Below are 24,663 nucleotides of genomic sequence, written 5' to 3' on the forward strand. Positions count from 1 at the left end.
CGGCTGAGGGCCTGGAAAAAAGGACAGACAACGCACCGAGATTAGTCGGTGACGCCGCAGACCTCTAAACCGCCCGTGCCCCGGTCCTGCGCCATGGTGAAGCTCAGCGTCGAGGACGATCCGGTCGAGTACGTGACGTTGACCGGCACGATGATGCCGTCCGTGGTGCCGGTCTTGATGGACTGCACCTGGAACCGGTCGATCCGTGGGGCCAGCGACTCGGTGGCGGCGAAGTCGCTCGGCGACTGCGCCCGCTGCTGGGCGTCACAGAGCAGCGCGTACGCCTGTCCGTATTCAGCGTGCTGCAGCGCTTCGACGTAGTCGGTGACCACGACGCGGGCCTGCTCCTCGATCGCCCGGACCCCGACGACGGTCAGCCCGGCCAACGACGCGACCCCGCCGCCGCAGCAGAGCACGGCGAACGCCCCGGCCGCGCCGAGCCCCCACCAGAGCCGCTTGGTGCGTCCCTCGGTCGGAGGTGCGGCAAACGGGGGTACGACACCCGGACCCTGAGGCGGCACCGGCGGCTCGGCCAGCTGGGCGGCCGGCACGGGCGAGCTGGGCGGCAGGGCGGGCGAGGTGGGATAGGCCGACGGCGGGCCCGGTGGGATCTCCGGCGGGCCGGGCGTCGGGTTCATGTCCGCAAGCGTAATGCGACCGGGCTCACCGGCCGGGGCCTACCGACCGGTCACTGGCTCGGACCTCCACGGAACCGCCGGGCTCGGCGCTGGCCAGCGGCTCGAACGCGGACGGCTCGTCGAGCGACTCGGCCAGCAGCGGCATCGCGTGCACCTTGACGTCGAACCCGCCGAGCGCCCGCCGGTAGGTGCCCACCGACTCCCAGTCGGTGACCAGGCACCAGGCGGTCGGGTCGTCGAGACCGCGGACCAGCTGCCCGGACCGGTAGCCGGGGCGGGCGGCCAGCGCCTCCAGGGCGGCGTGGGCCCGTTCGGTGAACCCGTCGGCGGCCTCCTCGGCCACCACGAACCGGTTGACGACCAGCACGGACGAACCTCCTCGTAGAGTGTCGGCATGCAGCCTACGCAGCGCGCCCTGCCGGAGCGGCTGGCCCGGGTCAACCCGACGCGCGCGTTCCTCCTCGCCCTGGCGCTGATCCTGGCCGGGCTCCTGCTGCCGGGAATCATCGGCGGCCTGGTGCTGCTGGTCCTGGCGGCCGGCATGATCGCGCTCGCGCGGCTGACCTGGGCCGTGCAGGCGCCACAGACCCGCCTCGTGCGCCTCGTGCTGCTCACCGCGCTCATCGGCATCGCGATCTTCAAGATCCTCTAGAGCGGGCACCCGCCTCGACTCATGCGTTTTTGACAATCAATTTCATTGTCGGCGACAGTTGACGGCATGCGTCGCCGCCGTACCCTCGCCGCGGTCTTCGCCGGTCTCGCCCTCCTCGCCGCGACCGGCCTTGCGGCCTGCACCACCGGCTCGGCGGCCGCGCCCGGCAAGGTCGACGTCGTGGCGGCCTTCTACCCCCTCCAGTTCGTCTCCGAGCAGGTCGGCGGCGGCCACGTCGCGGTGACCAACCTGGCCAAGCCGGGCGCCGAGCCGCACGACCTGGAGCTCAGCGCCCGCCAGGTGGGCCGGGTCTCCGACGCCGAGGTGATCGTCTACCTCAAGGGCTTCCAGCCGGCGATGGACGACGCGGTCGAGCAGGTCGGCGGCGACCGCGCGTTCGACGTGAGCACCGCGGTGCCGCTGCTCAAAGCCGGCGAGAGCGACCACGCGCACGAAGGCGAGGAACCCGAGCACGGCGACGAAAGCAGCACCGACCCGCACGTCTGGCTCGACCCGACCCGGCTCGCCACGATCGGCCAGCAGGTGGCCGACCGGCTTGCAGCACAGGATCCGGACCACGCAGCCGACTACCAAGCCAACGCCGCCCGGTTGCGCACCGAGCTGACGGGACTTGACCAGGAGTACGCGACGGGCCTGGCCACCTGCCAGCGGCGCGAGCTCGTGACCAGTCACGCCGCGTTCGGCTACCTCGCCGACCGCTACCACCTGGAGCAGGTCGGCCTGACCGGGATCACACCCGACACCGAGCCCGCGCCGCAGCGGCTGGCCTCGGTCGCCGAGGAGGCGCGCGAGCACGGCGCCACCACGATCTTCTTCGAGACGCTGGTCAGCCCCAAGGTCGCCGACACGATCGCGGCCGAGGTCGGCGCCCGGACCGCCGTGCTCGACCCGATCGAGGGCCTGCAGCCCGGCGCGACCGGCGACTACTTTTCGATCATGCGCACCAACCTGACCGCCCTCCGCACCGCCCTGGACTGCTCATGAGCACCCCGATCGTCGAGGTCAGCAACGCCGTCGTCGGCTACGACGACAAGATCGTCCTGCGCGGGGTCTCGCTGAGCGTCCAGCGCGGCGACGTGGTGGCGATCCTCGGCGCCAACGGCTCCGGCAAGTCCACGCTGGTGCGGTCGATCCTGCGCCTCGTGCCGCTGAGCGCCGGCGAGATCACCCTGTTCGGCGACAAGCGGTTCAAGAAATGGCAACGCATCGGGTACGTGCCGCAGCGGATCGGCGCCGGCTCCGGCGTGCCGGCGACCGTCGCCGAGGTGGTCGGCTCCGGCCTGGTCGCCCGCCGGGGGATCTTCCGCCCGCCGGGCGCCGCCGACCGGGCCGCCGTGACCACGGCGCTGCACGCGGTCGGGCTGGCCGACCGCGCCGGCGACCCGGTGAGCAGCCTCTCCGGTGGCCAGCAGCAGCGCACGCTGATCGCCCGGGCCCTGGCCGGCCGCCCCGAGCTGCTGGTCCTCGACGAGCCGACGGCCGGCGTCGACGCCGCGAGCCAGGCCGCCTTCGCGGGCGCGCTGACCGAGTTCGTCGCCGGCGGCGGCACCGTCCTGCTGGTCGCACACGAGCTCGGCCCGCTGCAGCCGTTGATCACCCGCTGCGTCGTGGTGCACCACGGCGAGATCGCGCACGAGGGCTCGGTGCCCGCGCCCGCCGGCCACCACGCCGACCCGGGCCACGACCACGTGCACCCGCACGCGCCGCACGACGCACCGGGGATGTGGGGCGCATGAGTATCTTCGCGAACGAGTTCATGATCCGGGCGTTTGTCGGCGCCGTGGTGATCGGGTTGACCGCGCCCGCGCTCGGCATCTACCTCGTGCAGCGGCGGATGTCCCTGATCGGCGACGGGGTCGGCCACGTGGCCCTGACCGGCGTCGGCGTGGGCCTCCTGCTGAACACCTCCCCGGTCTGGACCGCAGTGGTCGTCTCGGCGGTGGGCGCGGTCGCCATCGAGCTGATCCGGGAACGCGGCCGTACCTCCGGCGACCTGGCCCTCGCCCTGCTCTTCTACGGCGGCATCGCGGGCGGCGTGATGCTGGTGGGCCTGTCCGGGAGCCGCAGCAACGCGAACCTGATGACGTACCTCTTCGGATCCCTGGCCACCACCTCGCGCTCCGACCTGGTGCTGATCCTGGTGCTCGGCGCCGTCGTGCTCGGGCTGGCCATCGGCCTGCGCCCGGCCCTGTTCGCGGCCAGCCACGACGAGGAGTACGCCCGGGTCTCCGGCCTGCCGGTCCGCGCGCTCAACCTGCTCGTCGCGGTCATGACCGCGGTCACCGTGACGATCTCCATGCGCGCGGTCGGCCTGCTGCTCGTCAGCGCGCTGATGGTGGTCCCGGTGGCGACCGCGCAACAGGTGGCCCGCGGCTTCCTGGCGACGATGGGCCTCGCGATGGTGGTCGGCGTCGCCGCCGCCGGCTCCGGGGTCTGGCTGGCCTGGGAGATCGACACCGCCCTCGGCGCGACCATCGTCGTGCTCGCGATCGCCGGCTTTCTGGCCGTCGCGGTGGCCCTCGCCGCGCTGCGCGCGGTCCGCAGACGCACCGCCCTGCGCGTCAGCCGACTGGGCCAAGCGCCGGCTCGGGCCGACGCGGAGCCACACGAGGTCGTCCTGGAAAGACGCTGAGCTACGGTTCCGGTATGACGGAAGGCAACGGGTACGAGTCGTACGAGCGCGCGGGTGAGCTCCTGCGCGCCCTCGCGGCGCCGATCCGGGTCGCCATCGTCACCGAGCTCGGCGGCGGCGAGCGCTGCGTGCACGAGCTGGTCGAGTCGCTGCGCGCGCCGCAGCCCCTGGTGTCCCAGCACCTCCGGGTGCTGCGCGGCGCAGGCCTCGTACGCGGCAACCGGCGGGGCCGGGAGATCGCGTACTCCCTTGTCGACGAGCACATCGCGCACATCGTGGCGGACGCGGTCAGCCACGCCCGGGAGGCATCATGACCAGCGACGCCGGAACGTTGCGGAACACGCACCAGCGGCGTGCCGTGAGCTCGTTGCTCGGGTCGGTCGAGGGCTTCCACAGCGCCCAGGAGCTGCACTCGATGCTCCGGGACCGGGGTGAGCGGGTCGGGTTGACCACCGTCTACCGCACCCTGCAGAGCCTGGCCGACGCCGGCGAGATCGACGTGATGCGCCCGCCGGGCGGCGAGCATCTCTACCGCCGGTGCAGCCAGGGCCACCACCATCACCTGGTCTGCCGGTCCTGCGGCTCGACCGTGGAGGTCGAGGGCCCGGCCGTCGAGAACTGGGCGGACCGCGTGGCCGAGAAGCACGGCTTCACCGACGTGAGCCACACCTTGGAGATCTTCGGAACCTGCCAGGGCTGCTGCCGGTCCTAGTGCGCCGCGCCGCGCGGTGCGGGACGCTGTGCGCGTGAAGATTTACGCCGACCGTTTTCCCCGGTTCCTCCTCCAGGTCCTCACCGACCTGTTCGTGATCGCGTGGGTCTACTTCTGGATCCGCGGCGCGCTCTGGTTGCAGGACCAGGTGCAGAAGCTGGGCGTACCCGGGCAGAAGCTCGAAGGGGCCGGCAGCGCGCTGGCCGACAACCTGGCCGACGCGGGCAGCAAGGTGGGCCGCGTGCCGCTGGTCGGCGACGAGCTCACGGCGCCGTTCGAGAAGGCGGCCGGCGCGGCCCGCTCGGTCGCCGAGGCCGGCCAGTCGCAGCAGGACGTGGTCGGCGACCTGGCCCTGGCCCTCGCGGTGATCACCGCCGTCCTGCCGATCCTGTTCGTGCTGCTGTTCTGGCTGCCGCTGCGGATCCGCTGGGTCCGCCGAGCCAGCGCCGCGTCCCGCGTCCGGAAGTCGGCGGCCGGCCGCGACCTGCTCGCCCTGCGGGCCCTGGCCACCCAGCCGCTGAGCAAGCTGGCGAAGCTCGGCCCGGACGTCGCCGAGTCGTGGCGCCGCTCGGACGACTCCACAGTGGAAGCTCTGGCGGCGCTCGAGCTCAAGTCCCTTGGCCTGCGACAACGATGATCGGCCCGACTGGGTGAACGGCGATACCGCGGCTAGGCTTTGAAGATCACTGTCAACGCGATCTTCTCGCCATGGATGGCTTTCTAGACTTCCTGGACCCGTTCATCACGTCGCCGTGGGTATACGGCGTCGTTTTCGCGTTGGCGGCTCTCGACGCGTTCCTCCCGATCGTGCCCAGTGAGGCCACGCTGATCACCGCTGGGGTGTTCGCGGCCAGCGGCGAGCCCAACGTCATCCTCGTCATCCTGGTCGGCGCGGTCGGTGCGATGGTCGGCGACCACATCTCGTACTTCATCGGCCGGGCCGGCGGCGAGAACGTGATCAACCGGATACCCGAGGGCAGCCGCCGGGCCAAGACCTTCGAGTGGGTACGCCAACTGCTCTACTCGCACGGCGGCATCGCCCTGGTGATCGCCCGGTACATCCCGGGCGGCCGGACGGCGATCACGCTGACCACGGGCGCGATCCGGTATCCGCAGCGCCGGTTCACCGCGTTCGACGCGCTGGCCTGCTTCTCCTGGGCGGCGTACACGACGCTGTTGGGCTTCCTGGGCGGTTCGGCCTTCCAGGACCACCCGATTCAGGGCCTCGCGCTCGGCTTCGGCATCGCCCTCGGCCTGGCCGGGCTGGCCGAGCTGATCCAGTGGCTGCGACACCGCCGCAGGCCGCCGCCGGAGAAGCCCGAGCCGCAGAAGGTGGGCGTCGGCGGGGACGGGAAATAGCGAAGCGGCCCGGGCCGAAGCCCGGGCCGCCCCCGCGAGCGTCACATCGGTGGAATTCGCCGGCGTACGTCCTGCGCCGTCGACGGGCCCGGCTTCCAGGCCGCCACCCAGGGCAGGTCGCCCTCGGGGTGCACGACGCCCTCCTCGAGCCAGGTGTAGCGCCCGTCGAGGATGCGCTTGGCCGCCTTCACGTCGACGGCGTCCGTGTTGTCCCAGAGTGCGGTGAACAGCGCGTCGGCGCGTACCTTGGCCTGCCGGCAGAACAGATCGGCCAGCTCCATGCCCTCCGGCCGGTTCTCCCGCTCGGACGTGGCCCGCACGCAGACCGCCGCCATCGCGAACAGCTCGGCGCCGATGTCGACGATCCGGCCGAGGAAGACCTCGCGGTCCTCCATCCGGGCCTGCCAGCGGGACATGCCGTAGAACGTCGACCGGGCCATCTTGCGGGACGCCCGCTCGACGTACCGCAGGTGCTGGGCCAGCGGCCCGTACTCGTTGAAGGCGGACGGGTTCTGGCCCTTGCCGACGGCCAGGCCCGGCAGCCACTTGGCGTAGAACGCGGTCGCCCGGGCGCCGGCCTTGGCCTTGCGACCGAGGTCGGCCTTCGGGTCGATGATGTCGCCGGCCACGGAGAGGTGCGCGTCGACCGCCTCACGGGCGATCAGCAGGTGCATGATCTCGGTCGAACCCTCGAAGATCCGGTTGATCCGCAGGTCGCGGAGGATCTGCTCGGTCGCCACGGCCCGCTCGCCGCGGGCCGCCATCGAGTCGGCCGTCTCGTAGCCTCGGCCGCCCCGGATCTGCACCAGCTCGTCGGCGATCTTCCACGCCATCTCGCTCGCGTAGAGCTTGACCAGCGCCGCCTCGATGCGGATGTCGTTGCGGTCGTCGTCGGCGAGCATGCAGCACAGGTTGAGCATGGTCTCCATGCCGTACGTGGTCGCGGCCATGAAGGACAGCTTCTGCGCGATCGCCTCGTGGTCACCGACCGGTCGGCCCCACTGCACCCGCTCCGCGGACCACTGCCGGGCCACGTTGAGGCACCACTTGCCGGCGCCGACGCACATCGCGGGCAGTGACAGCCGGCCGGTGTTGAGCGTGGTCAGCGCGATCTTCAGCCCGCGCCCCTCGCCGCCGATCATCTGGTCGGTCGGCACGAACACGTCGTGGAAGCGGGTCACGCTGTTTTCCAGCCCGCGCAGGCCGACGAAGCTGTTGCGGCGCTCGATGGTGATGCCCGGCGAGTCGCCCTCGACGACGAACGCGGTGATGCCGCCGCGCCGGCCCTCGGCCTTGGGCACCCGGGCCATCACCACGAGCAGCGTGGCGACGGTGCCGTTGGTGGCCCAGAGCTTGACGCCGTTGAGCCGGTAGCCGCCCTCGACCGGCTCGGCGATGGTGCCGAGGCGGGCCGGGTCGGAGCCGACGTCGGGCTCGGTGAGCAGGAACGCCGACACCTCGCCGCCGGCGAGCCGGGGCAGGTAGCGCCGCTTCTGCTCGGCCGTGCCGAAGAGCTTGAGCGGCTGCGGTACGCCGATGGACTGGTGCGCGGAGAGCAGCGCGCCGATCGCCGGGCTGGCCGAGCCGGCCAGCATCAGGCTGCGCGCGTAGTCGAGGTTGGTCAGCCCGAGGCCGCCGTACTTCTCGTCGATCTTCATGCCGAACGCGCCCAGCCGGGCCAGGCCGTGGAACACGTCGTCCGGGATCCGGTCTTCCCGCTCGATCAGGGCGCCGTCGACGTCACTGCGGATGTACGCGTTGAGCTTCTTGACGAACTCCTCGCCCTTGGCCGACCGGATCGGGTCGGGCTGCGGCCACGGGTCGATCAGGTCGAGCCGCAGCCGGCCGAGGAAGAGCTCCTTGCCGAAGCTGGGCTTGGTCCAGTTGGTTTCGCGGGACGCCTCGGCGACCTCGCGGGATTCCTGGTAGGAAACCGTGCCGGCCTCCTGCGGCAGGGCACCGGCACCGTCGGCGCCGCCGGCCTCCGGCGGCCTGTTCTGCGTAGTCGTCACGGCTTCCCCCTTTTGTCCGGGCTGGGCTGTGCTGGTTCTGACGGTACCTCGCTTTGTTACCCACCGGTAGGCAACTGCTATTCCTCCGGGTTCTCGCGACGCTCTTCGATCTCCTCTGCGCTCTCGTCGGGCTCTCCCCAGTCCCGGTGTGTCCACGGCAGGATCGCCCACAACGTGATGAAGAAGAGGGCGGCCAGCACGCTGAGGATGATCGCCATCGTGCGCGACAGGATGAAGTCAGTGATCAACAGGACCGCGGCGGACATCGAGACGAACATGAAGAACAGCCCGCCGGTGGCCATCTTGTGGCCGAACCTGACCAGCTCCGGCTTGCGCCCCTGCCGGAAGAGCGCCCGATGGAAGGCCACGGGAGCGATGATCATCGCAGTGGCGGCGGCGGCACACAGCAGCGCGACGAGGTAGATGTCGCGCTGGAACGCGGTGGTCTCGGGAAACCCGCTGCTGAACGGCAGCGTGAGCAGGAACGCGAAGAGGATCTGCACGCCGGTCTGCGCGACCCGCAACTCCTGGAGCAGGTCGGCGAAGTTACGGTCCCACCGCTGCTTGGGGGTCTCCCGAGCGTGGTCCTGGGCCATGCGGGCTCCTTCGTGCGGCCGGGGTGGATTGCCGGCTAGCCCTCATGGTTGTTCCTCGGGGCACCGGTCCGCGGTCAATTCCCTGTCCGCCAACAAGCGAAACGCGAGATCCAATCAGGTCCGACAACATTGGCCAGAATTCGGACCGGTCGCTAAAATGGCAGCCATGGAGACCATTCCGATCACAGAAGCGAAGGCCCGCATCGCCGAGCTCGCTGATCGGGTCGCGCGCGAGCACGACCACTTCACGATCACCCGCAATGGTCGCGCCGACGTCATGTTGATCTCGGTCGCCGAGTACGAGTCGATGCGCGAGACGCTCGATCTGCTCTCGGACGACGAGGCCCTCGCCGACCTCCGCCAGTCGCGCGACGACTTCGAGTCCGGCGACACGTACTCGATGGACGAGGTTCGCGCCGAGTTGGAGCGGCGCCGCGGCGAGGCGGCCTGATGCCCCCGCGAGGTCGGCGTCGGGACGACGGCCCCGGCGAGGCACCCAGTCCCTACGTCGTCCTGTTCTCGCGGCAAGCTCGCCGCAACCTCCACGAGGACTTGCCTTTGGAGGTTGCGGTCGCAGCGACAGAGACCATCCAACACGCCATCGCGGTCAATCCTTACCGGGCTGGCAAGCCACTCGACGAGCCCTTCGACGGCTTCCACTCCGCGCGCCGCGGGACCTATCGGATCATCTACCGAATCGACGAGAGCAAGCGCACGGTTCAGATCCACTCGATTCGCCACCGGCGCGACGCCTACCGCTCCTGACGAGTCCGATCATCCGGCTACTTGCGGTTTTCGGACATCCAGCGCTCGGCGAAGTCGACTGCGGCGCGTTGGGGCATCAGGCGGGCCAGCGCGCCGCCCACGCGGCCCGTGCGGACCGTTCCGGTCGCGTCGAAGTCGGCGCCCAGCAGTTCGAAGTCGCTTTCGTCCAGGTCGATGTCGTCCCACCAGACCCATTCGCGGCCGCCGTTCGCCGTTTGGACCGCCGCGCCCAGGCGGGCCGGTGGCGGGTCCGCTTGGCGGTATTCCGCCAGGTGCAGCGACGTGTTGGAGTCGTGGCCGACGCCGAGCAGCAGGACGTCGCCGTCCAGGCCGTAGATCTTGCCGAGCGGCGAGTCCGCGCCCAGCATGCCGGCCCGGGGCTGGCCGTAGACCACCTCGGTCGCCAGCCGGCCCAGCGCCGCGAACGAGACCTGCGGGTGGTCGCTGCGCTGCGCGCCCGGCCAGGTGCGGACCACCTCGGCGACCGCGCCCATCCAGCGGCTGGGCGTCACCTGCGGGTCGAAGCCGGGCGCGTGCTCGCGGATCACCGGCCACCAGTCCTCGGGTACGGGCGGGTTCTGCCAGCCGGCCGGGTCCGAGTTGTCGGGCGTGTGCGTGGGCACGACGAGCGTGCCGTCCGGGCCGATCGCGTCGCGCAGCGCCAGCACCACCGCGTGCGGGCCGCCGGCCACGTAGCCGACCGGCTTGAGCGACGCGTGTACGAGCAGCGTCGAACCCTGCCGGACGCCGAGCGCGGCCAGGTCGGCGGCGAGCGACTCGCGGGTGTGCGGCAGGCGGTCCGCCGCCTCCGCGGGGTGGTTGCTCACGACGCGTCCGCGATCCGGGCGAGGATCGCCTGCGCGAGCACCTCGGGCTGCGCCTCGGGCACCCAGTGGTCGACCCCGGGCAACGGCAGGAAGCGGTAGTCGCCGGTCACGTGCTCGCCGGCCGCGCTCGCCGCGACCAGGCCGACGGCCGTGTCCCGGTCGCCCCACACGAACGTCGTCGGCCGCTCGACCGGGCCGACCTTGGCCAGCTCCTCGATCGACAGGGCCCGGTACCAGTTGAGGGCCGGCGTGAGCGCGCCGGGCTCGAGCAGCGGTGCGGCGTACACCTCGATGTCGCCCGTCCCGGCGAGCATCGTGCGCAGCCGGGCGCCGTCGTCGCTGGTGAGCACCGCCTCGGCCTTGCCGACCATGAGGAACAGCTGGATGTACGACGACCGGCGTTGCTGGTCGGGGTCGGTGAAGACGGCCTGCGCGAACGCGGCCGGGTGTGGCACGCAGACCGCGGTCAGCGACCGGACCCGCGCGGGGTGGGCCGCGGCGAGCTGCCAGCCGACCAGAGCACCGAAGTCGTGGCCGACCACGTCGGCGCGGCCACCGGCCAGCTCGTCGACGAACGCGACCGCGTCGGCCACGCATTCGGCCTGCCGGTAGGCGTCGACCCCGCTGGGCCGCGCGCCCGGGGAGTAGCCGCGCTGGTCGATCGCGAAGGTCCGCAGCCCGGCCGCGTTGAGGTGGGCGGTCACGCCGGCCCAGCTGTGCCGGTTCTGCGGGAAGCCGTGCAGCAGGATCACCGGCGGGCCGCCGGGCGGGCCACCCTCCGTCACCTCGAAGGTCAGGCCACGCGTCTGCATCCGCATGCGCGCGAGCGTACCTGCCGACACCGGTGTTAACGTGGTGGAACAACTTCACGTCCGACAGGGGAGCGCGCGAGCGCTGAGAGTGCGGAGCCATCCGCAGACCCTCGAACCTGATCTGGGTAATGCCAGCGCAGGGAGCTCGGGAGGCACAAGCTATGAGCAACAATCGTTGGCGTACGGTCGACATCGTCGTCGCAGCCGTCCTAGGTGTCGCGTTCGGCGTCGTTTTCTGGGCCTGGGGCCTGCTCTACAACGGACCCGCCGACGCCATCCCACTGCCCGCGCGCACGCTGCTCTACGGCGTCTGGCTGCTGCCCGCCGTGCTCGGCGCGCTGGTCATCCGCAAGCCGGGCGCGGCCCTGTTCACGGAGACGGTCGCCGCACTGGTCTCGGTCGCGTTCGGCACGAGCTGGGGCTGGACCCTGGTGCTGCAGGGCCCGCTGGAAGGGCTCGGCGCGGAGCTCGTCTTCGCCCTCTTCGCCTACCGCGTCTACCGGCTGCCCGTGGCCGCGCTGGCCGGCGCCGTCGCGGGCCTGGTGGCGGCCCTCTACGACGTCCTCTACTGGTACCCGGGCAACTCGTGGGCCAGCTTCGGCGTCCCCTACCTCGCGCTGACCGCGGCCAGCTCGCTGGTGATCGCCGGAGGCGGCGGCTGGCTGCTGACCCGTGCGTTGGTCAACACCGGTGTGCTCGACCGCTTCCCGGCCGGCCGGGAACGCCCAGCGGTCTGATCCGTCGTGGGCGCCGTCGAACTGCGCGGCTTCGGCTGGCGGCACGCCGGCCGCAAGGCCTGGGCCGTGCGCGGGGTCGACCTGAGCATCGAGCGCGGTGAGCGGGTGCTGCTGCTGGGTCCGTCCGGCGCCGGCAAGAGCACGCTGCTGGCCGCGCTGGCCGGCCTGCTCGCCGACGACTCCGGCGAGCGGGAGGGCACGGCCGAGATCGACGGGCTGGACACCCGCAAGGCGCGCGAGCGGGTCGGCATCGTGTTCCAGGACCCGGCGACCCAGCTCGTGATGTCCCGGGTCGGTGACGACGTGGCCTTCGGCCTGGAGAACCGCGGCGTGCCCCGCGCGGAGCTCTGGCCCCGGGTGGCCGACGCCCTCGACGCGGTCGGCCTGACCCACCCGCTCGACCGGCCCACCCACGCGCTGTCGGGCGGCGAGCAGCAGCGGTTGGCCCTGGCCGGCGTGCTCGCGCTGCGCCCGGACCTGCTGCTGCTCGACGAGCCGACCGCCAACCTCGACCCGGCCGGCGCTTCGCTCGTGCGCTCGTCGCTCAACGCGGCCGTGTCGCGGGAGACCACCGTCATCATGGTCGAGCACCGGTTGGCCGAGGTCGTGCCGTTCGTCGACCGGGTCGTCGTGCTCGCGGCCGGCGGCGGCGTCGTCGCGTCCGGGCCGCCGGCCCGGGTGTTCGGTGAGCACGGCGCCGCCCTGGCCGCCGACGGCATCTGGGTGCCCGGGCAGCCGCTGCCGGCGCCTCGGCGCGCGACCGCCGCGCCCGGCGAGGTGCTGGTCACCGCCGACCGGGTGGCGCTGGCACAACGGCTGGCGCCGACCGACCTGTCGGTGCGCGCCGGTGAGGCGCTGGCCGTGCTCGGACCCAACGGCGTCGGCAAATCCACGCTGGCGCTCATGCTCGGCGGGCTCCTGCGGCCGGGCGCCGGGCGGGTGGTGGCGTCCGCGGTGCTGGCCCGCGACGACGCGGCCCGACCGCCGCACCGCTGGCGGGCCGCCGACCTGACCGCTCGGATCGGCTCGGTGTTCCAGAACCCCGAGCACCAGTTCGTGGCCTCGACCGTGCGCGCCGAGCTGGCCGTCGGCCCGCGCCGGTTGGGCCGGCCGCTGGCGGTCGTCGACGAGTTGCTGGACCGGCTGCACCTCGACCATCTCGCGCGGGCCAACCCGTACACCCTCTCCGGCGGTGAGGCCCGGCGGCTCAGCGTCGCGACGGCGTTGGCGTCGGCGCCCCGGCTGCTGGTGCTCGACGAGCCGACCTTCGGCCAGGACCGGCGCACCTGGGTCGAGCTCGTCGCACTGCTGGCCGACCTGCGCGACGAGGGACACGGCGTGCTGGCCGTGACCCACGACCCGGCCCTCGTCGAGGCGCTCGCCGACCGGCGGCTGGAGCTCGCGCCATGACGCTGTCGGCGGTGATGGTCCGCTCGTCGGCGCCGCTGGCCCGGCGCAACCCGGTCGCCAAGCTGGTCGCCGCCACCGTGTTCGCGGTCGGCGTGCTGGCCACCCTCGACCCGCTGACCCCGGCCCTGGCGATCGCCGCGGAGCTGGTCCTGCTGCCGCTGTTCGGCGTCGGCTACGGCACCCTGCTCCGTCGCGGGTGGCCGCTGCTGCTTTCGGTGTTCGGCGTCGTGCTGACCACGATCCTGTTCGGGGCCAACCGCGACGGCGCTTCCGTCTTCGCGGTCGGCCCGATCGACGTGACCACCGGCGTGCTGACCGTCGCGTTAGGACTCGCGCTTCGCCTCGTCGCGTTGGCACTGCCCGGCATCATGGTCTTCGCCACCACGGATCCGACCGACCTCGCCGACGCGCTCGTGCAGAACGCCAGGGCACCGGCCCGGTTCGCGATCGGCACGCTGGCCGCGTTCCGCCTCGTGCCGCTGCTCGGCCAGGAATGGCAGGCGTTGCGGATGGCGCGCCGGGCCCGGGGCGTCGACGCCGGCGGCAACCCGGTGGCGGCGGCGCGGCTGTTCGCCGGCACGGTGTTCGCCCTGCTGGTCGGCGCGATCCGGCGCGGCACCCGGCTGGCCACGGCGATGGACGCGCGGGGCTTCGACAGCGGGACGCCGCGTACGCACGCCCGGGAGCAGACCTTCACCCGCGCGGACTGGCTGTTCCTCGTGGGGGCGGTGCTGCTCACGGCGGCGATCCTCACTGTGAGCATCGCGACGGGTACGTTCCGGCCGGTTCTCGGCTAGGGTCTGCCTCGTGGGTCAGGGTGGTGCTCCGGCGAGGTCCAGGCGGCGTCCGGGCGTGCGCGGAGAGTGGTCGGATACCGGTGTTGTATCTGGCCGCTCTTCGCGTGCGGTCGGTCGCCGCCTGGGCCCGGCGGAGTGCCGCCCTGATCCACGAGGCAGACCCTGGTCTCTGCCACACGTTGTCGTAGGTGGTGGCCGATGAGCGTTGTGCTGAGGGAAGTGACGGACCCGGCGGAGATCGAGACGCTGGTGCCGCACGTCTACCGGATCTTCCAGATGGTCTCGCGCGGTGCCGCGCTGGGTTGGGCGGTGCCGCCCGGCCCGGACGAGGTGCGCGAGCTGCTGACCGGCGTCGTCGAGGGCGCCGCGGCGGGTGAGGCGGCGCTGCTGGTCGCCTACGCGTCGGGCGACGACGTCCCGCCGCCCGCCGGACTGGATCCGTTGACGGCGCGGCTGGCCGACGGCAGCACGGTCGCGGGGCTCGGCTACTGGCGCCGCTACAGCCGGCAGACCCACCGTCCGCACGCCGACCTGGAACGGGTCGCGGTCGCCGAGGCGCACCAGGGGCGCGGGATCGGGCGGGCGCTGACCGAGGGTTTGGTGGCCAGTGCCCGCAAGGCCGGCATCGAGGTGCTGACCCTCGACGCGCGCGGCGACAACGAGCGCGCGCTGGCGCTCTACCGCACGTTGGGTTTCAACGAGTACGGGCGGCTGGTCGACTTCGTGGCCGTCGGGCATCTGCGCTACGACAAGGTCTTCTACGCGATCGACCTGCGCCGGCCCTGGCCCCGGTTGTGAACCAGGGCCAGGGCGACAGCACTTCTTAGGCGCGGCGGAAGGCGTAGCGCTTCGGTTGCGACGCCGGCTTTCCGCGACCGCCCTTTGTGGACTGCGCGGCGCGGTCGAGACCGCGTTGCGGTGTCGACTTGGCTCGCCGCGACGCGCGGTTGCCGCCGAGGTCGAGGTCCGGGACCTCGCTCGCGGACAGGTCGACGGTGAACTTTTCGGATGCAGGCATACGAAGGCCTCCAGAAACGGAGAAGGACAGACGGATGCCCGGCGGCGCACGTGATCAGAAAGACAGAATGACGCCCCGGGCGCTCGATGACCGCCGACGAAGGGCGGACCGGCACACAGAAATCCCTGAGGGCATCAGTAACGCATGCGACGACGGTACACCGCCGCCGCGTGCGCCGCTAGGTCATTCCGCGGGCGGGGGCGCGATCGGGTTCGGGATCGCCCCTCCGAAGCGGCGGTCGCGCTTGGCGAACAGCTCGCACGCGTACCAGAGGTGACGCCGGTCGAAGTCGGGCCAGAGCGTGTCGAGGAAGACGAGCTCCGCGTACGCGGACTGCCAGAGCATGAAGTTCGAGATGCGCTCCTCGCCCGACGGCCGCAGGAACATGTCCACTTCGGGCACTTCGGGGTGGTAGAGGTAGCGCTGGATGGTCTTCTCGGAGATCCGGTCCGGATCGATCTTGCCGGCCATCGCGTCACGCGCGATCGCGGCCGCGGCGTCGGCGATCTCCGCCTGGCCGCCGTAGTTGACGCAGAACTGCAGGGTCAGGTTCGTGTTGCCCCGGGACATCTCCTCGGCGGTCTGCAGTTCGGAGATCACGCTCTTCCACAGCCGCCCGGCCCGGCCGGACCAGACCACCCGCACGCCGAGGTCGACGAGCTGGTCGCGGCGGCGCCGGATGACGTCGCGGTTGAAGCCCATCAGGAAGCGGACCTCTTCGGGCGACCGGCGCCAGTTCTCGGTGGAGAACGCGTACGCGGTCAGGTAGGGAATCCCGATCTCGATGGCGCCTTCGATCGTGTCGAAGAGCGAGTGCTCCCCGCGTTCGTGGCCGGCGGTGCGGGCCAGCCCGCGCTCCTTGGCCCAGCGGCCGTTGCCGTCCATGACGATCGCCACGTGCTTCGGCAGGGCCCCGGCGGGCAGCTCCGGCGGGCGGGCGCCCGACACGTGCGGCGTCGGCGGCCGCACCTCGCGGCGCGGACTGCGTGACCTGATCATTTCTGTTCTTCCCCCGTTGTGCGATCGACCAGCGGCAGCGAGCGTAACCCGCGCTCCAGATGCCACTGGAGGTGTGCGGCGACCAGCCCGCTGCACTCCCGGCGCGGGCCGGCCTCGGCCGCGTCGGCGACGTGCCAGTTGCCGGACGAGAGGGCGACCATCAGGTCGAGCGTGGCAGGAGCCGGATGGGCGGCACCCGGCGGCCGACAATCCGGACAGACAGCCCCACCAGCGGGTACGGAGAATGCCTTGTGCGGCCCCTTGGTGCCACAAACCGCGCACTCGACCAGGGCCGGGGCCCAGCCGGCCACCCCCATGCCCCGCAGCAGGTAGGCATCGAGCACCAGCGTCCCGGCGTGCTCGCGGGCCGCCAACGCCCGGATCGCGCCGAGTGTGAGCTGGAACAACCGCAGCGACGGCTCGCGCTCGACCGGAGAGAGCCGCTCGGCGGTCTCCGCGATCGCGCTGGCCGCCGTGTAGCGGGGGTAGTCGTCGAGGAACCGCTTGCCGTAGAGCTCGATCGCCTCGACCTGGCTGACGGTGTGCAGCCCGTCGCCGCCGTTGGGGTCGCCGGCGATCTGGAGGTCGACGTGGCCGAAGGGCTCCAGCCGGGCCCCGAACCGCGAGGTGGTCCGCCGGACCCCCCGGGCCACCGCCCGCAGCCGCCCGTGCCGCCGGCTGAGCAGCGTGATGATCCGGTCGGACTCGCCCAGCTTCTGCACACGCAGAACCACCGCGTCGTCGCGGTAGAGCTGACGGCGATATCCCGGCACCCGCCAATTGTGGTCCCTGTTTTCCGGGTACGTCTCGGCGGGTTCTGTGAAGATCGATGTGAGTTAGTGTCTTGGGCATGCGTCCCCGGATTGAACCGGTCGTGTGGCAACCGCCGATCCCGTCGCCGCGGGCCCGCCTGAAGGCCAGCGACCCGCCGATGCCGGCGCCCGCGTTTCGGCCGGTGGGCGCTTCGGGGCCGGAAGACGTGGTGATCCATCCCGACGGCCACCTCTACACGGGCGTCGCCGACGGCCGGATCCTCCGGTTGGACCTGTCCGGAGGCGCGCCGTCGGTGGTGGCCGACACCGGCGGCCGGCCCCTCGGCGTCGAGGTCGGCCCGGACGGCGACTTGGTGGTCAGCGATGCCTATCGAGGTGTGCTTCGCGTCGACCCGGCCAGCGGCACGATCGACGTGCTCGCGGATGGTTTCCGGCTGTGTGACAACGCCGCGGTGGCCCGCGACGGCACGATCTGGTTCAGCGACTCGTCGCAGCGGCACGACCTGGCCCACTGGCGGGCGGACATCCTGGAACACACGGGCACGGGCCGCCTGCTCCGCCGCGACGTCGATGGCTCCGTGGACGTCGTCCTGGAGGGCCTGCAGTTCGCCAACGGCGTGGCCCTGGCGGCCGACGAGTCGTTCGTAGCGGTGGCGGAGACCGGCGCGTACCGGATCAGCCGGGTGTGGCTGACGGGCCCGCGGGCCGGCCAGCACGACGTCCTGGTCGACAACCTGCCGGGCTTCCCGGACAACCTGTCGACGGGCAGCGCGGGCCGCATCTGGATCGCCCTGGCCACGCCCCGCAACCCGCAGCTGGACCGCCTGCTCCCCCGCCCGCCGGCGCTGCGCAAGGTGGTCTGGGCCCTTCCGCTGGCCCTGCAACCGGCGCCGGCCCGCACCATCTGGGTGCAGGCCGTCGACGAGACCGGCACGGTGGTCGCGGACCTCCAACGCGACGGCACCGACTACCACATGGTGACCGGCGTACGTGAGCACGAAGGCCACCTCTACCTGGGCAGCCTCACCGAATCCACCGTCGCTGTCGTCGCGCTCTGAGTGCGATTGCGAGCTACGCGACAGAATCGTGCCGCTACACTGTGTCGACTAACGTTGCCCTGCGCCGACCCGGAACGGCAGGAAAGCAATTGTGGTCTCAAGGCTTTTTCCTCAACGTCGTCGACGACGATCCCGCGCCGATCGCTGAGCTGCTCGCCCGCTCTGCCGACCTCGACCAGATCGGTCACGTGGAGATCTGGCTGGAACGGGTCCCAGAAACTCCGGCGCAGTCCAGCAGGCTCGCCAAACTCCTCAGCGGCAGGCGCGTCGTCGTCCACGCACCGTTCGTGGGCATCTCGCTGGTCGGTCCGGCAAAGGAATTGCGCCTAGCCAGCGAGATGCGCCTGGCGCGCGCCCACAGTGTCGCGTGCGATCTCGGTGCCGAACTGATCACGATGCATTCCGGTCCGGCGTTTTTCAGAACGGAACGGTCCGAGGCACACGATCGTCTTGCCGAGAGCCTGACGCGGTTGGGTGCGGCGAATTCCGACGGTCCCGCGATCACCATCGAGAACATGGCCGTACGGCGAGGCGTGACCTACGAGCCGGTGGTCGAGCCCGCCGACTTCGCGGAGTTGCTGTCAAGGGTCCCGAACCTGCGGATCACCTTGGACGTCGGCCACGCCATCCAGAGCGGCATCAACCCGCGGGCGTTCTTCCGTGAGCACGGTCCGCTGATCGGCAACATCCATCTGCACGATGGCGTAGCAGGCGGGCGCGCACACCTCGCTCTCGGCGACGGGCAGCTCGACCTGCCGTCGTTGGCGCCGGACCTCGATCGCTACTCAGGCTTCGTGGGGATCGAGGTCTTCGCCTGGGAAGGCGTCGTCACGTCGTGGCCCGCGGCCCGCATGTTGCGCTCAGTCGAGCGCCGCCGGTGAATACGGGTGCAGCGCCAACTGCTCGTCTCTGAACCGCGGATCGCCTGTGACGTTTTCGTCGCACCATTCGGGGGTCTTGGCGATCCGGCCATCGGGCTCGAGGTGAGACTCCGCGATGACCAAGCCCGTGTTGGCGAAGCTGTACACCCAGAGCACCCAGGGCATCGAGATCTGAAGCGGCCGATACTCAACGCGAAAGGTCTTGGCCTGGGCGGCCGTGAACATCTCTGCCGCTGCTGCCGTCGAGAGATCGAGCCGCGTCGGGTTCGGCCCAGTGACAGTCAGGGTTGCGACCTCGGCGCCGAACGGCTGTGCCTCTGAGTCGAGGGCGGTGCGCCGCTCAACACCCACCGTCACGTGATCGCCGACGAAGAGGTACGCACACCGCACGACCGCGATCGGTGGGCCACAGATCACTTCCGGCCGACTCACCAGATATCTGGAAACCGCCCTGTACATGCCCCTCCTCTCACTCCTTCTCGAACGTCTGGCCACTATAGAAGCGAACAATGGAACGGGCGCCGTCCTGGAAGTCGTCGAGCTCCTCGGGCAGGTCGAACTCCGGCGCGAAAGGGGACTCCACGAACATGATTCGCTGCTCGGACAGCCGGCGCGCAATCGCCCGCCAGACCCTGAAGTCGGCGTCCCGTATATCGACGCAGTAGTCCCGCTCCAGCAAGTACGGCAACGCTGCCACCCGTGGCCGCGACGCGCCCGACTCCATCGGGACCGCCAGGGGATAACGGCTCGGGTTGTCGCTTCGCGGAGCAAAGCTCGACATCACCCAGGTGCCCGGCTTGTGCACGGCCGACATCCGACGATAGTGGAGATGCGGCAGCAAGCTGTTCCCCGCCTCGAGGAAAAACCGCGGCTCGAGCCGATCGACGATGTGAACGGGGATGCCGTGAACTCCGTATCCGTCATCGACGATCACATCGATCGACTCGAAGAGTTCCGCAATGGACAGCGCGACTTTCTCGATGCTCGCCGCGAACTCGACCCGATCACACACGAGCAGGACGCGACGGACCTCTGCCGCACAAAGCGCCCGCAGGGTCCAGTAGATGATCGGCCGGCCGTACAATTCGATGAGCGACTTCGGCCTGCCGTCGCCCATCACATTGCCGAGCCGGGCACCGTAACCGCCGACGGCGATAACAGCCTGCCCAGCCATGTCGCCCGGCATCGCTACGTTCCCCTCAGACCGACGCATCCGGCCGGTAGTTGTCAATCGTATTTGGGCGCTTGACGATCTCCTGCGAGACCATCGCCACGCGCCGTCGTTCCTGCGCGGTGCCACCGCGCACGAAGGTCCAGAACTGCCACAGATCCAGGTGGCTCGCGGTTATGCCACCTTCGTACGCCCACGGCTCGGGGCGATTCCGCCGCTGCATCACCCAGTGCTCGATCGTCTGATAGCCCGGCGCTTTGGCCGGGCAGTAGACGAATATCCGTTCAGGATCGAAGTCGGCCCGTTGACCGATCTCCTTCTCCAGTCGCAGCCTCCCCTCTGGAGTGGCGTACCTGTTGTCGCGTACCCAACCCAGCATGTTGCCGTACGCGAGGCTGGTCCGCGCGCCAGGTGACAACAGGTTCGCCCGATAGACGCCCTCTGGGATGCGGCGCTGCAAGATGAGGCTCGCACACTTGTGCGCCTGAGTTTCGCGGGGGAAACCGCGCAGCTGCCTGAGTAGGCCCTCGTCACCGAACCATTCGACGAATGCCTCCTCGAGGGGATGTTCTTGTTGCGACGCGTCGTAGACGGCGCGGGCGAGCAGGCACGAAGATGCCAGCTTCGCCGGATGCGAATAGACCTTCAGGAACATCGTGTACCGCTGCTGGAGGACCGTCTCGACGGCAAGCTCGCGGTCGACACGCACGCCGTACTTGCCTGCGATGTCCGAAACCAGATGCTGGTCCTCGAGCTTGAGGAACGACTCGATCCGGAACTGACGGTAGATCGCGGTGTCGATGCGATGGTTGATCCCGCAGAACTCAGCGTCGCGATCGACATAGTCGAGCACGTCGGCGCCGGTGGCACCTAAGACGAGTTCCTTGATCTTGTGCGGCTTGTCCTGCTGCTCCGGGTCCATGAGATCAAGGACGGCCCGGCCAACCGCGTCGGCCCTCAGCCGCTCACCAAGCTGGGACGTCGACGCGAGCAAAAGTCGCTCGAACCGGCTGACGTTGGCGTCGTGCCGGGTCCAGATCCCGAACTCGTCTTCCAACGTATGCCCGAACGCGATGTGCGGGACGTCGTGGACCAGCGCGAACAGGCGCGCCACGGCCCTCAGTTCAGAGTCGATGCGAACGCCGACAGCGTCCTCCATGGTGGAGAGCATCTTCTCGACGACGAAGACGCAGCCGATCGCGTGGGACAGCCGGGAGTGTTCGGCGCCGTGGAACACTAGATTGGTGAGGCCGAGTTGCCGTATCCACCGCAGCCGCTGCATCTCTTTCGTGTTCAGGATCTGGTATTCGTGCTCACTCAGCCGGATGTCTCCATGGACGGGATCGCGCAGGACATGCGACCGGCTCTCCCACGGACCTCCACGCGCGATCCGTCCGCCCGCCAGACGTCGGGCAGTGAGTTCGTCGAGTATCTCCTGCGCCTTCTGAGCTGCCTTAGCGGCCGACGGGCGCTGGTCGTCATGCCGCGCCAGAAGGTGGCTGATGAAGCCGGAAAGCTCGGGGGCGACGAACGAGTTGCGGTCAATGACGGAGACGAGCGGACGGTCCTCATGCCGCTGTCGCAGGGCGGCCAGCCCTTCCTTCTCGCTGACACTCCACGGATGTTCACCGGTGAGCAGGAGGTAGCCGATGACGCCCATGGCGAAGACGTCATGGGCTGGATTCGACAGGCTGGAGTCGTACAATTTCGCCAGCGGGCTGAACCGCGCTGCCCCCACGCGCCAGAACGAGTCTGCTGTGCGGATGCCGGCGACACCGCTTTTCTGGCAGAAGCCGAAGTCGAGCAAACCGACCTTGCCGGTCGTCTCGTCATAGACGAGATTCGCGTCCTTGATGTCGCGATGGACCAGATCTCGTGCGTGCACGTGGGCAAGGGCGTCCAGCAGCCTCGAGAGGATCCGGAGCGTCGCGATGTCGCCGTGGAGTTCGCCGTCGACTAGCTTCCGCGCCACCCTGGCCTGGAGCGTCTCACCCCGCACCAGTGACATCGCGAAAAAGTCGCTGTCGTGCCAGGTGCCCTCGTCGAGAACCGTAGGGATGGCTGGGTGTCGCAATTGTTTGAGCGCGTCGCGCTCTATCTGCGCCCGTCGCTCCGGGCTGCCACCTCTGGAGGTGAGCTTGATCGCCGCCTGCTGGCCGTCGCGTTCGGCCTGGTAGACGATGGCGAAATCACCTCGGCCAAGGATGTGCGAAATTGTCCACGCACTGGCTTGGTCGCCACCGGCCTCATCCCAAATGACAGAGCCTGAAACAAGATCGACATTCAGCGGAGTCACCTCCATCGTGGCGTATCACGAATCTATCGCCCGGTCCGCGGCAAGCACCAGGCGTTTGAACTCGAATAGGCACCACCCCGGCGCGGGATGGTGCCTATGTGGACGCGGAGCGAAGCTGATCAGAACGACGCGCGCTCGTGGCGGCGGACCCGGACCGCCAGGACGATCACCAGGGCCAGGCCGATCAGGGCGTCCACGGCCGGGAGCGCGAAGCTCAGCACCGCGTCCAGGTGGAGTTGCGCCGGGGTCGCCGCGACCGCGATCCCTTCCCGCGCCTGCGCCCACTGCTGCGGCGTGCCGGTCAGGTGCAGCGTCAGCCACGCCGCCGCCAGGCCGGCCGCGTCCCACAGCGCGTGCAACGCCGTCACCGCCAGGTAGGCGACGGCGACCGGGCGCGCCCACAGCGTTGCCCTGCCCCGGCGGGCGGCCACCGCGAACAGGGCCGCGCCCGTGATCGCCGTCCAGAGGCCGTGGCCGAACGGGGTCAGGATGCCGCGCAGCAGTTCCGTTTCGACCACCCCGAGCAGCGACAGGCCCTGTTGGCCGTTGAACAGCGCCTGGAACGCGTAGCCGGCGCTCTCGAAGGCGGCGAAGCCGAAACCGACCGTGGCGCCGAGGACCAGGCCGTCGCGCATCGTCCAGCGGCCCAGGCCCCGGGCCATCAGGAACAGGACCGCCAGCTTGACGCCCTCCTCGATGAGGCCGACGCCGATGAACCCGGTGAGCGACGTGTTGTGCACGAACGCCGCCTCCAGGACCGAGGCGCCCAGGACGCCCAGGACGCCGCCGTACAGGAAGGCGCTGAAGATCTTCGACGGGGTGAGGAGGGCGTCGGCGCGGTTGAAGGCCCACGCCACGAAGGCGACCGGGACCAGGAACGCGCCCACCAGGATGATGGTCGGCACCAGGTTGACGTTTCCGGTGACGAACGTGATGACCACGGTGGCCAGCCACAGCGCGCCTCCGCCGAGCAGGATGCTGGCCCACGACGGCAAACGGCGACGAACGACGACCGGTGCGGCGATGGGGTACGAGAGAGTCTGCGTCATGGGACGAGCGTCCCGCCGGACAGGCACAACGCGCTTCGTGGCCAGCCGCCATCCGCGCTACCGGCTACCCGGTAACCGCCGCACCCTGCTGCCCGGCAGTCGGGATCGTCGCGGTCAGCGTCGTGCCGTCGCCGGGCGGGCTGACCAGCGTGAACCGGCCGCCGAGGGCCTCGAGACGGTCGGCCAGGCCGACCAGGCCCGTGCCCGCGGAGCGGTCGGCCCCGCCGACACCGTCGTCGCGGACGACCACCTCCAACGTGCCGCCGCTCACCGAAACCAATATCTCCACATAGGACGCCGCAGCGTGCTTCGTCGCGTTGGTCAACGCCTCCGAGACGAAGTAGTACGCGGCCGACTCCACGTCCGCCGGCAGCCGCTCGGAAAGATCGGCGCGCACCTCGACCGGCAACGCCGCCCGGCGGGCCAGGGTCCGCAGCGCCGCGCCCAGCCCGCTGTCGGTCAGGGCCGCCGGCTGGATCCCGTGCACGAAATCCCGCAGTTCCTCCGTCGCCTCGACCAGACCCGCCGTCACCTCGTCGACCTGTGGCCGCAGCGACCACGGCGCGTCGGCGCTCAGGGCCCGCAGGTCCAGCGCCAGCGCGACGAGGCGTTGCTGGAGGCCGTCGTGCAGGTCGCGCTCGATCGACCGGCGCACCCGGAAGTCGGCGGCGACGATGCGGGCCCGCGAGGCGGTCAGCTCCGCGCGGGCCGACGCCAGCCCGGCGGCCATCGCGTTGAGGGCCCGCTGGAGGTCGCCGACCTCGCCCACCCCGGTCACGCGCAGCCGGGCGTCGAGGTCTCCCCCGGCGAACCGGCCGGCCACCGCACCGGCACGGCGGATCGGCAGCGAGACGGTACGCGTCAGGTAGATGCCGACCAGCACCACCGCGACCAGCGACGCCGCCAACCCGATGCCGGCGGCCGTGACCGCGCGGGTGGTCGCGGCCGAGGCCGCGCGCTCCTGTTCAGCCGCCACCACCCGCTCCTGTGCGAGGAACGCGTCGAGGCGGTGGTCGACGGCGGCCAGCAACACCGCGGCCGGGTCGGCGCCGCGCTGGGAGCGCCGCAGGTACGCGTCGGCCGCCGCGGTCAGGTCGGCGACCCGGCCCTGCTCCCCCGCGCCCGCGAGGTCGAGCTCGGCCAGCGCCGACGCCTGCGTGCGCACCCGGTCCGCGGCGGCCGACTCGGCCGACGCGCTGTCGGCGACACCGAGCAGCCGGCCGCGTTGGGCCAACGCGACGTCGCCGACCGCCCGGGACAGCCCTTCGGCCGCGATCACCGCCTCCTGCGAGGTGGCGACCCGGCCCTGCGCGTCGCGCACGTCGGAGATCGAGCCGAGCATCGTCACGAACGCGGCCGCGGCGACCAGCGTCGGCACACCGGCCCCCACCAGCACTCGCCCGAGCAGCCCCATTCGCACGCGTACCATGGTGCGGCCTGTAGGCGAT

General features: G+C 70.8%; 30 protein-coding genes and 1 riboswitch. Of the genes, 16 read left to right on the forward strand and 14 right to left on the reverse strand.

Annotated elements, in window-relative coordinates; genetic code table 11:
- Nucleotides 1–41: 41 nt before the first annotated feature.
- Together CHC05_RS15285 and CHC05_RS15290 are read right to left on the reverse strand one after the other, a co-directional pair.
- The gene (locus CHC05_RS15285) at nucleotides 42–638 is read right to left on the reverse strand and encodes an Rv0361 family membrane protein (protein WP_245870863.1); all 597 of its coding nucleotides are present in this window, start codon (nucleotides 636–638) and stop codon (nucleotides 42–44) included.
- 25 nt (nucleotides 639–663) lie between these two features.
- Nucleotides 664–1,005, reverse strand: a complete 342-nt coding sequence (locus tag CHC05_RS15290; RefSeq protein WP_089249177.1) for an antibiotic biosynthesis monooxygenase family protein — start codon at nucleotides 1,003–1,005, stop codon at nucleotides 664–666.
- Nucleotides 1,006–1,032: 27 nt separating this feature from the next.
- Between CHC05_RS15290 and CHC05_RS15295 the strand changes: the two genes are divergently transcribed.
- The 8 genes from CHC05_RS15295 (at nucleotide 1,033) to CHC05_RS15330 (ending at nucleotide 6,014) form a co-directional block, all read left to right on the forward strand.
- Nucleotides 1,033–1,290, forward strand: coding sequence for a DUF6703 family protein (locus tag CHC05_RS15295; protein ID WP_089249179.1), 258 nt, complete (start codon nucleotides 1,033–1,035; stop codon nucleotides 1,288–1,290).
- Nucleotides 1,291–1,356: 66 nt separating this feature from the next.
- A complete protein-coding gene (locus CHC05_RS15300) occupies nucleotides 1,357–2,295 on the forward strand; it encodes a metal ABC transporter substrate-binding protein (protein ID WP_089249181.1) in 939 nt (312 codons plus the stop codon).
- Nucleotides 2,292–3,047 (forward strand): metal ABC transporter ATP-binding protein, encoded by a 756-nt coding sequence (locus CHC05_RS15305; protein WP_089249183.1) that lies wholly within the window; start codon nucleotides 2,292–2,294, stop codon nucleotides 3,045–3,047. Before CHC05_RS15300 ends, CHC05_RS15305 begins: the two co-directional genes overlap by 4 nt.
- On the forward strand, nucleotides 3,044–3,943 hold the full coding sequence (locus CHC05_RS15310) for a metal ABC transporter permease (RefSeq protein ID WP_089249185.1): 900 nt from the start codon (nucleotides 3,044–3,046) through the stop codon (nucleotides 3,941–3,943). Before CHC05_RS15305 ends, CHC05_RS15310 begins: the two co-directional genes overlap by 4 nt.
- 14 nt (nucleotides 3,944–3,957) lie before the next feature.
- The gene (locus tag CHC05_RS15315; protein WP_089249188.1) at nucleotides 3,958–4,257 is read left to right on the forward strand and encodes an ArsR/SmtB family transcription factor; all 300 of its coding nucleotides are present in this window, start codon (nucleotides 3,958–3,960) and stop codon (nucleotides 4,255–4,257) included.
- Nucleotides 4,254–4,655 (forward strand): Fur family transcriptional regulator, encoded by a 402-nt coding sequence (locus CHC05_RS15320; RefSeq protein WP_089249190.1) that lies wholly within the window; start codon nucleotides 4,254–4,256, stop codon nucleotides 4,653–4,655. Before CHC05_RS15315 ends, CHC05_RS15320 begins: the two co-directional genes overlap by 4 nt.
- Nucleotides 4,656–4,689: 34 nt before the next feature.
- Nucleotides 4,690–5,292, forward strand: a complete 603-nt coding sequence (locus CHC05_RS15325) for a hypothetical protein (protein ID WP_089249192.1) — start codon at nucleotides 4,690–4,692, stop codon at nucleotides 5,290–5,292.
- A 71-nt stretch (nucleotides 5,293–5,363) separates the two neighbouring features.
- A complete protein-coding gene (locus CHC05_RS15330; protein WP_089249194.1) occupies nucleotides 5,364–6,014 on the forward strand; it encodes a DedA family protein in 651 nt (216 codons plus the stop codon).
- 41 nt (nucleotides 6,015–6,055) lie between these two features.
- Here CHC05_RS15330 and CHC05_RS15335 read toward each other — a convergent pair whose 3' ends face one another.
- Nucleotides 6,056–8,026, reverse strand: coding sequence for an acyl-CoA dehydrogenase family protein (locus CHC05_RS15335; protein WP_089249196.1), 1,971 nt, complete (start codon nucleotides 8,024–8,026; stop codon nucleotides 6,056–6,058).
- Nucleotides 8,027–8,103: 77 nt separating this feature from the next.
- Entirely contained in the window at nucleotides 8,104–8,622 is a 519-nt protein-coding gene (locus CHC05_RS15340; RefSeq protein ID WP_089249198.1) for a DUF6328 family protein, read from the reverse strand.
- A gap of 166 nt (nucleotides 8,623–8,788) precedes the next feature.
- Here CHC05_RS15340 and CHC05_RS15345 point away from each other — a divergent pair, with 166 nt between their 5' ends.
- Together CHC05_RS15345 and CHC05_RS15350 are read left to right on the forward strand one after the other, a co-directional pair.
- Entirely contained in the window at nucleotides 8,789–9,073 is a 285-nt protein-coding gene (locus tag CHC05_RS15345) for a type II toxin-antitoxin system Phd/YefM family antitoxin (protein WP_089249200.1), read from the forward strand.
- A 107-nt stretch (nucleotides 9,074–9,180) separates the two neighbouring features.
- Nucleotides 9,181–9,387 (forward strand): type II toxin-antitoxin system RelE family toxin, encoded by a 207-nt coding sequence (locus CHC05_RS15350; RefSeq protein ID WP_245870864.1) that lies wholly within the window; start codon nucleotides 9,181–9,183, stop codon nucleotides 9,385–9,387.
- A 17-nt stretch (nucleotides 9,388–9,404) separates the two neighbouring features.
- Here the strand turns inward: CHC05_RS15350 and CHC05_RS15355 are convergent, their stop codons facing one another.
- Nucleotides 9,405–10,214 carry an AAC(3) family N-acetyltransferase gene (locus CHC05_RS15355; protein WP_089249204.1) on the reverse strand — a complete coding sequence of 270 codons (810 nt, stop codon included), beginning with the start codon at nucleotides 10,212–10,214 and terminating at the stop codon, nucleotides 9,405–9,407.
- Nucleotides 10,211–11,032 carry an alpha/beta fold hydrolase gene (locus CHC05_RS15360; protein ID WP_089249206.1) on the reverse strand — a complete coding sequence of 274 codons (822 nt, stop codon included), beginning with the start codon at nucleotides 11,030–11,032 and terminating at the stop codon, nucleotides 10,211–10,213. Before CHC05_RS15360 ends, CHC05_RS15355 begins: the two co-directional genes overlap by 4 nt.
- 49 nt (nucleotides 11,033–11,081) lie before the next feature.
- A riboswitch (TPP riboswitch) is annotated at nucleotides 11,082–11,187 on the forward strand.
- On the opposite strand from CHC05_RS15360, the gene CHC05_RS15365 reads away from it, so the two are divergent.
- The 4 genes from CHC05_RS15365 (at nucleotide 11,188) to CHC05_RS15380 (ending at nucleotide 14,768) form a co-directional block, all read left to right on the forward strand.
- Entirely contained in the window at nucleotides 11,188–11,763 is a 576-nt protein-coding gene (locus CHC05_RS15365) for an ECF transporter S component (RefSeq protein WP_089249208.1), read from the forward strand.
- A gap of 6 nt (nucleotides 11,764–11,769) precedes the next feature.
- Nucleotides 11,770–13,173 (forward strand): ABC transporter ATP-binding protein, encoded by a 1,404-nt coding sequence (locus CHC05_RS15370; protein WP_089249210.1) that lies wholly within the window; start codon nucleotides 11,770–11,772, stop codon nucleotides 13,171–13,173.
- Nucleotides 13,170–13,970 carry an energy-coupling factor transporter transmembrane component T family protein gene (locus CHC05_RS15375; RefSeq protein ID WP_089249212.1) on the forward strand — a complete coding sequence of 267 codons (801 nt, stop codon included), beginning with the start codon at nucleotides 13,170–13,172 and terminating at the stop codon, nucleotides 13,968–13,970. Before CHC05_RS15370 ends, CHC05_RS15375 begins: the two co-directional genes overlap by 4 nt.
- A 198-nt stretch (nucleotides 13,971–14,168) precedes the next feature.
- Nucleotides 14,169–14,768, forward strand: coding sequence for a GNAT family N-acetyltransferase (locus CHC05_RS15380; protein WP_089249214.1), 600 nt, complete (start codon nucleotides 14,169–14,171; stop codon nucleotides 14,766–14,768).
- A 25-nt stretch (nucleotides 14,769–14,793) separates the two neighbouring features.
- On the opposite strand, the gene CHC05_RS15385 is transcribed toward CHC05_RS15380, so the two are convergent.
- From CHC05_RS15385 to recO, 3 genes are all read right to left on the reverse strand, one after another.
- Nucleotides 14,794–14,988 (reverse strand): hypothetical protein, encoded by a 195-nt coding sequence (locus tag CHC05_RS15385; protein WP_089249216.1) that lies wholly within the window; start codon nucleotides 14,986–14,988, stop codon nucleotides 14,794–14,796.
- 183 nt (nucleotides 14,989–15,171) lie between these two features.
- Nucleotides 15,172–15,987 (reverse strand): isoprenyl transferase, encoded by an 816-nt coding sequence (locus CHC05_RS15390; protein WP_089249218.1) that lies wholly within the window; start codon nucleotides 15,985–15,987, stop codon nucleotides 15,172–15,174.
- On the reverse strand, nucleotides 15,984–16,760 hold the full coding sequence (recO, locus tag CHC05_RS15395) for a DNA repair protein RecO (RefSeq protein WP_089249220.1): 777 nt from the start codon (nucleotides 16,758–16,760) through the stop codon (nucleotides 15,984–15,986). Before recO ends, CHC05_RS15390 begins: the two co-directional genes overlap by 4 nt.
- A 77-nt stretch (nucleotides 16,761–16,837) precedes the next feature.
- Between recO and CHC05_RS15400 the strand changes: the two genes are divergently transcribed.
- Nucleotides 16,838–17,818 carry an SMP-30/gluconolactonase/LRE family protein gene (locus CHC05_RS15400; RefSeq protein WP_179266198.1) on the forward strand — a complete coding sequence of 327 codons (981 nt, stop codon included), beginning with the start codon at nucleotides 16,838–16,840 and terminating at the stop codon, nucleotides 17,816–17,818.
- A gap of 41 nt (nucleotides 17,819–17,859) precedes the next feature.
- Nucleotides 17,860–18,699, forward strand: coding sequence for a sugar phosphate isomerase/epimerase family protein (locus CHC05_RS15405; protein WP_179266199.1), 840 nt, complete (start codon nucleotides 17,860–17,862; stop codon nucleotides 18,697–18,699).
- Here the strand turns inward: CHC05_RS15405 and CHC05_RS15410 are convergent.
- The 5 genes from CHC05_RS15410 to CHC05_RS15430 all read right to left on the reverse strand — a co-directional run bounded on the left by CHC05_RS15410 (nucleotide 18,679) and on the right by CHC05_RS15430 (nucleotide 24,644).
- On the reverse strand, nucleotides 18,679–19,158 hold the full coding sequence (locus CHC05_RS15410) for a CYTH domain-containing protein (RefSeq protein ID WP_144022603.1): 480 nt from the start codon (nucleotides 19,156–19,158) through the stop codon (nucleotides 18,679–18,681). The genes CHC05_RS15405 and CHC05_RS15410 overlap by 21 nt on opposite strands.
- A gap of 10 nt (nucleotides 19,159–19,168) precedes the next feature.
- Complete coding sequence (locus CHC05_RS15415; protein ID WP_089249226.1) at nucleotides 19,169–19,885, reverse strand: NTP transferase domain-containing protein; 717 nt, start codon at nucleotides 19,883–19,885, stop codon at nucleotides 19,169–19,171.
- A gap of 13 nt (nucleotides 19,886–19,898) precedes the next feature.
- Nucleotides 19,899–22,172: a protein kinase domain-containing protein gene (locus CHC05_RS15420; RefSeq protein WP_089249227.1), complete on the reverse strand. Its 2,274-nt coding sequence runs from the start codon at nucleotides 22,170–22,172 to the stop codon at nucleotides 19,899–19,901.
- Nucleotides 22,173–22,285: 113 nt separating this feature from the next.
- Complete coding sequence (locus CHC05_RS15425) at nucleotides 22,286–23,215, reverse strand: PrsW family intramembrane metalloprotease (RefSeq protein WP_089249229.1); 930 nt, start codon at nucleotides 23,213–23,215, stop codon at nucleotides 22,286–22,288.
- A 64-nt stretch (nucleotides 23,216–23,279) separates the two neighbouring features.
- A complete protein-coding gene (locus tag CHC05_RS15430) occupies nucleotides 23,280–24,644 on the reverse strand; it encodes a sensor histidine kinase (protein WP_144022605.1) in 1,365 nt (454 codons plus the stop codon).
- Nucleotides 24,645–24,663 lie beyond the last annotated feature (19 nt).

The organism is Asanoa hainanensis (assembly GCF_900188485.1).
Lineage (GTDB): Bacteria > Actinomycetota > Actinomycetes > Mycobacteriales > Micromonosporaceae > Asanoa > Asanoa hainanensis.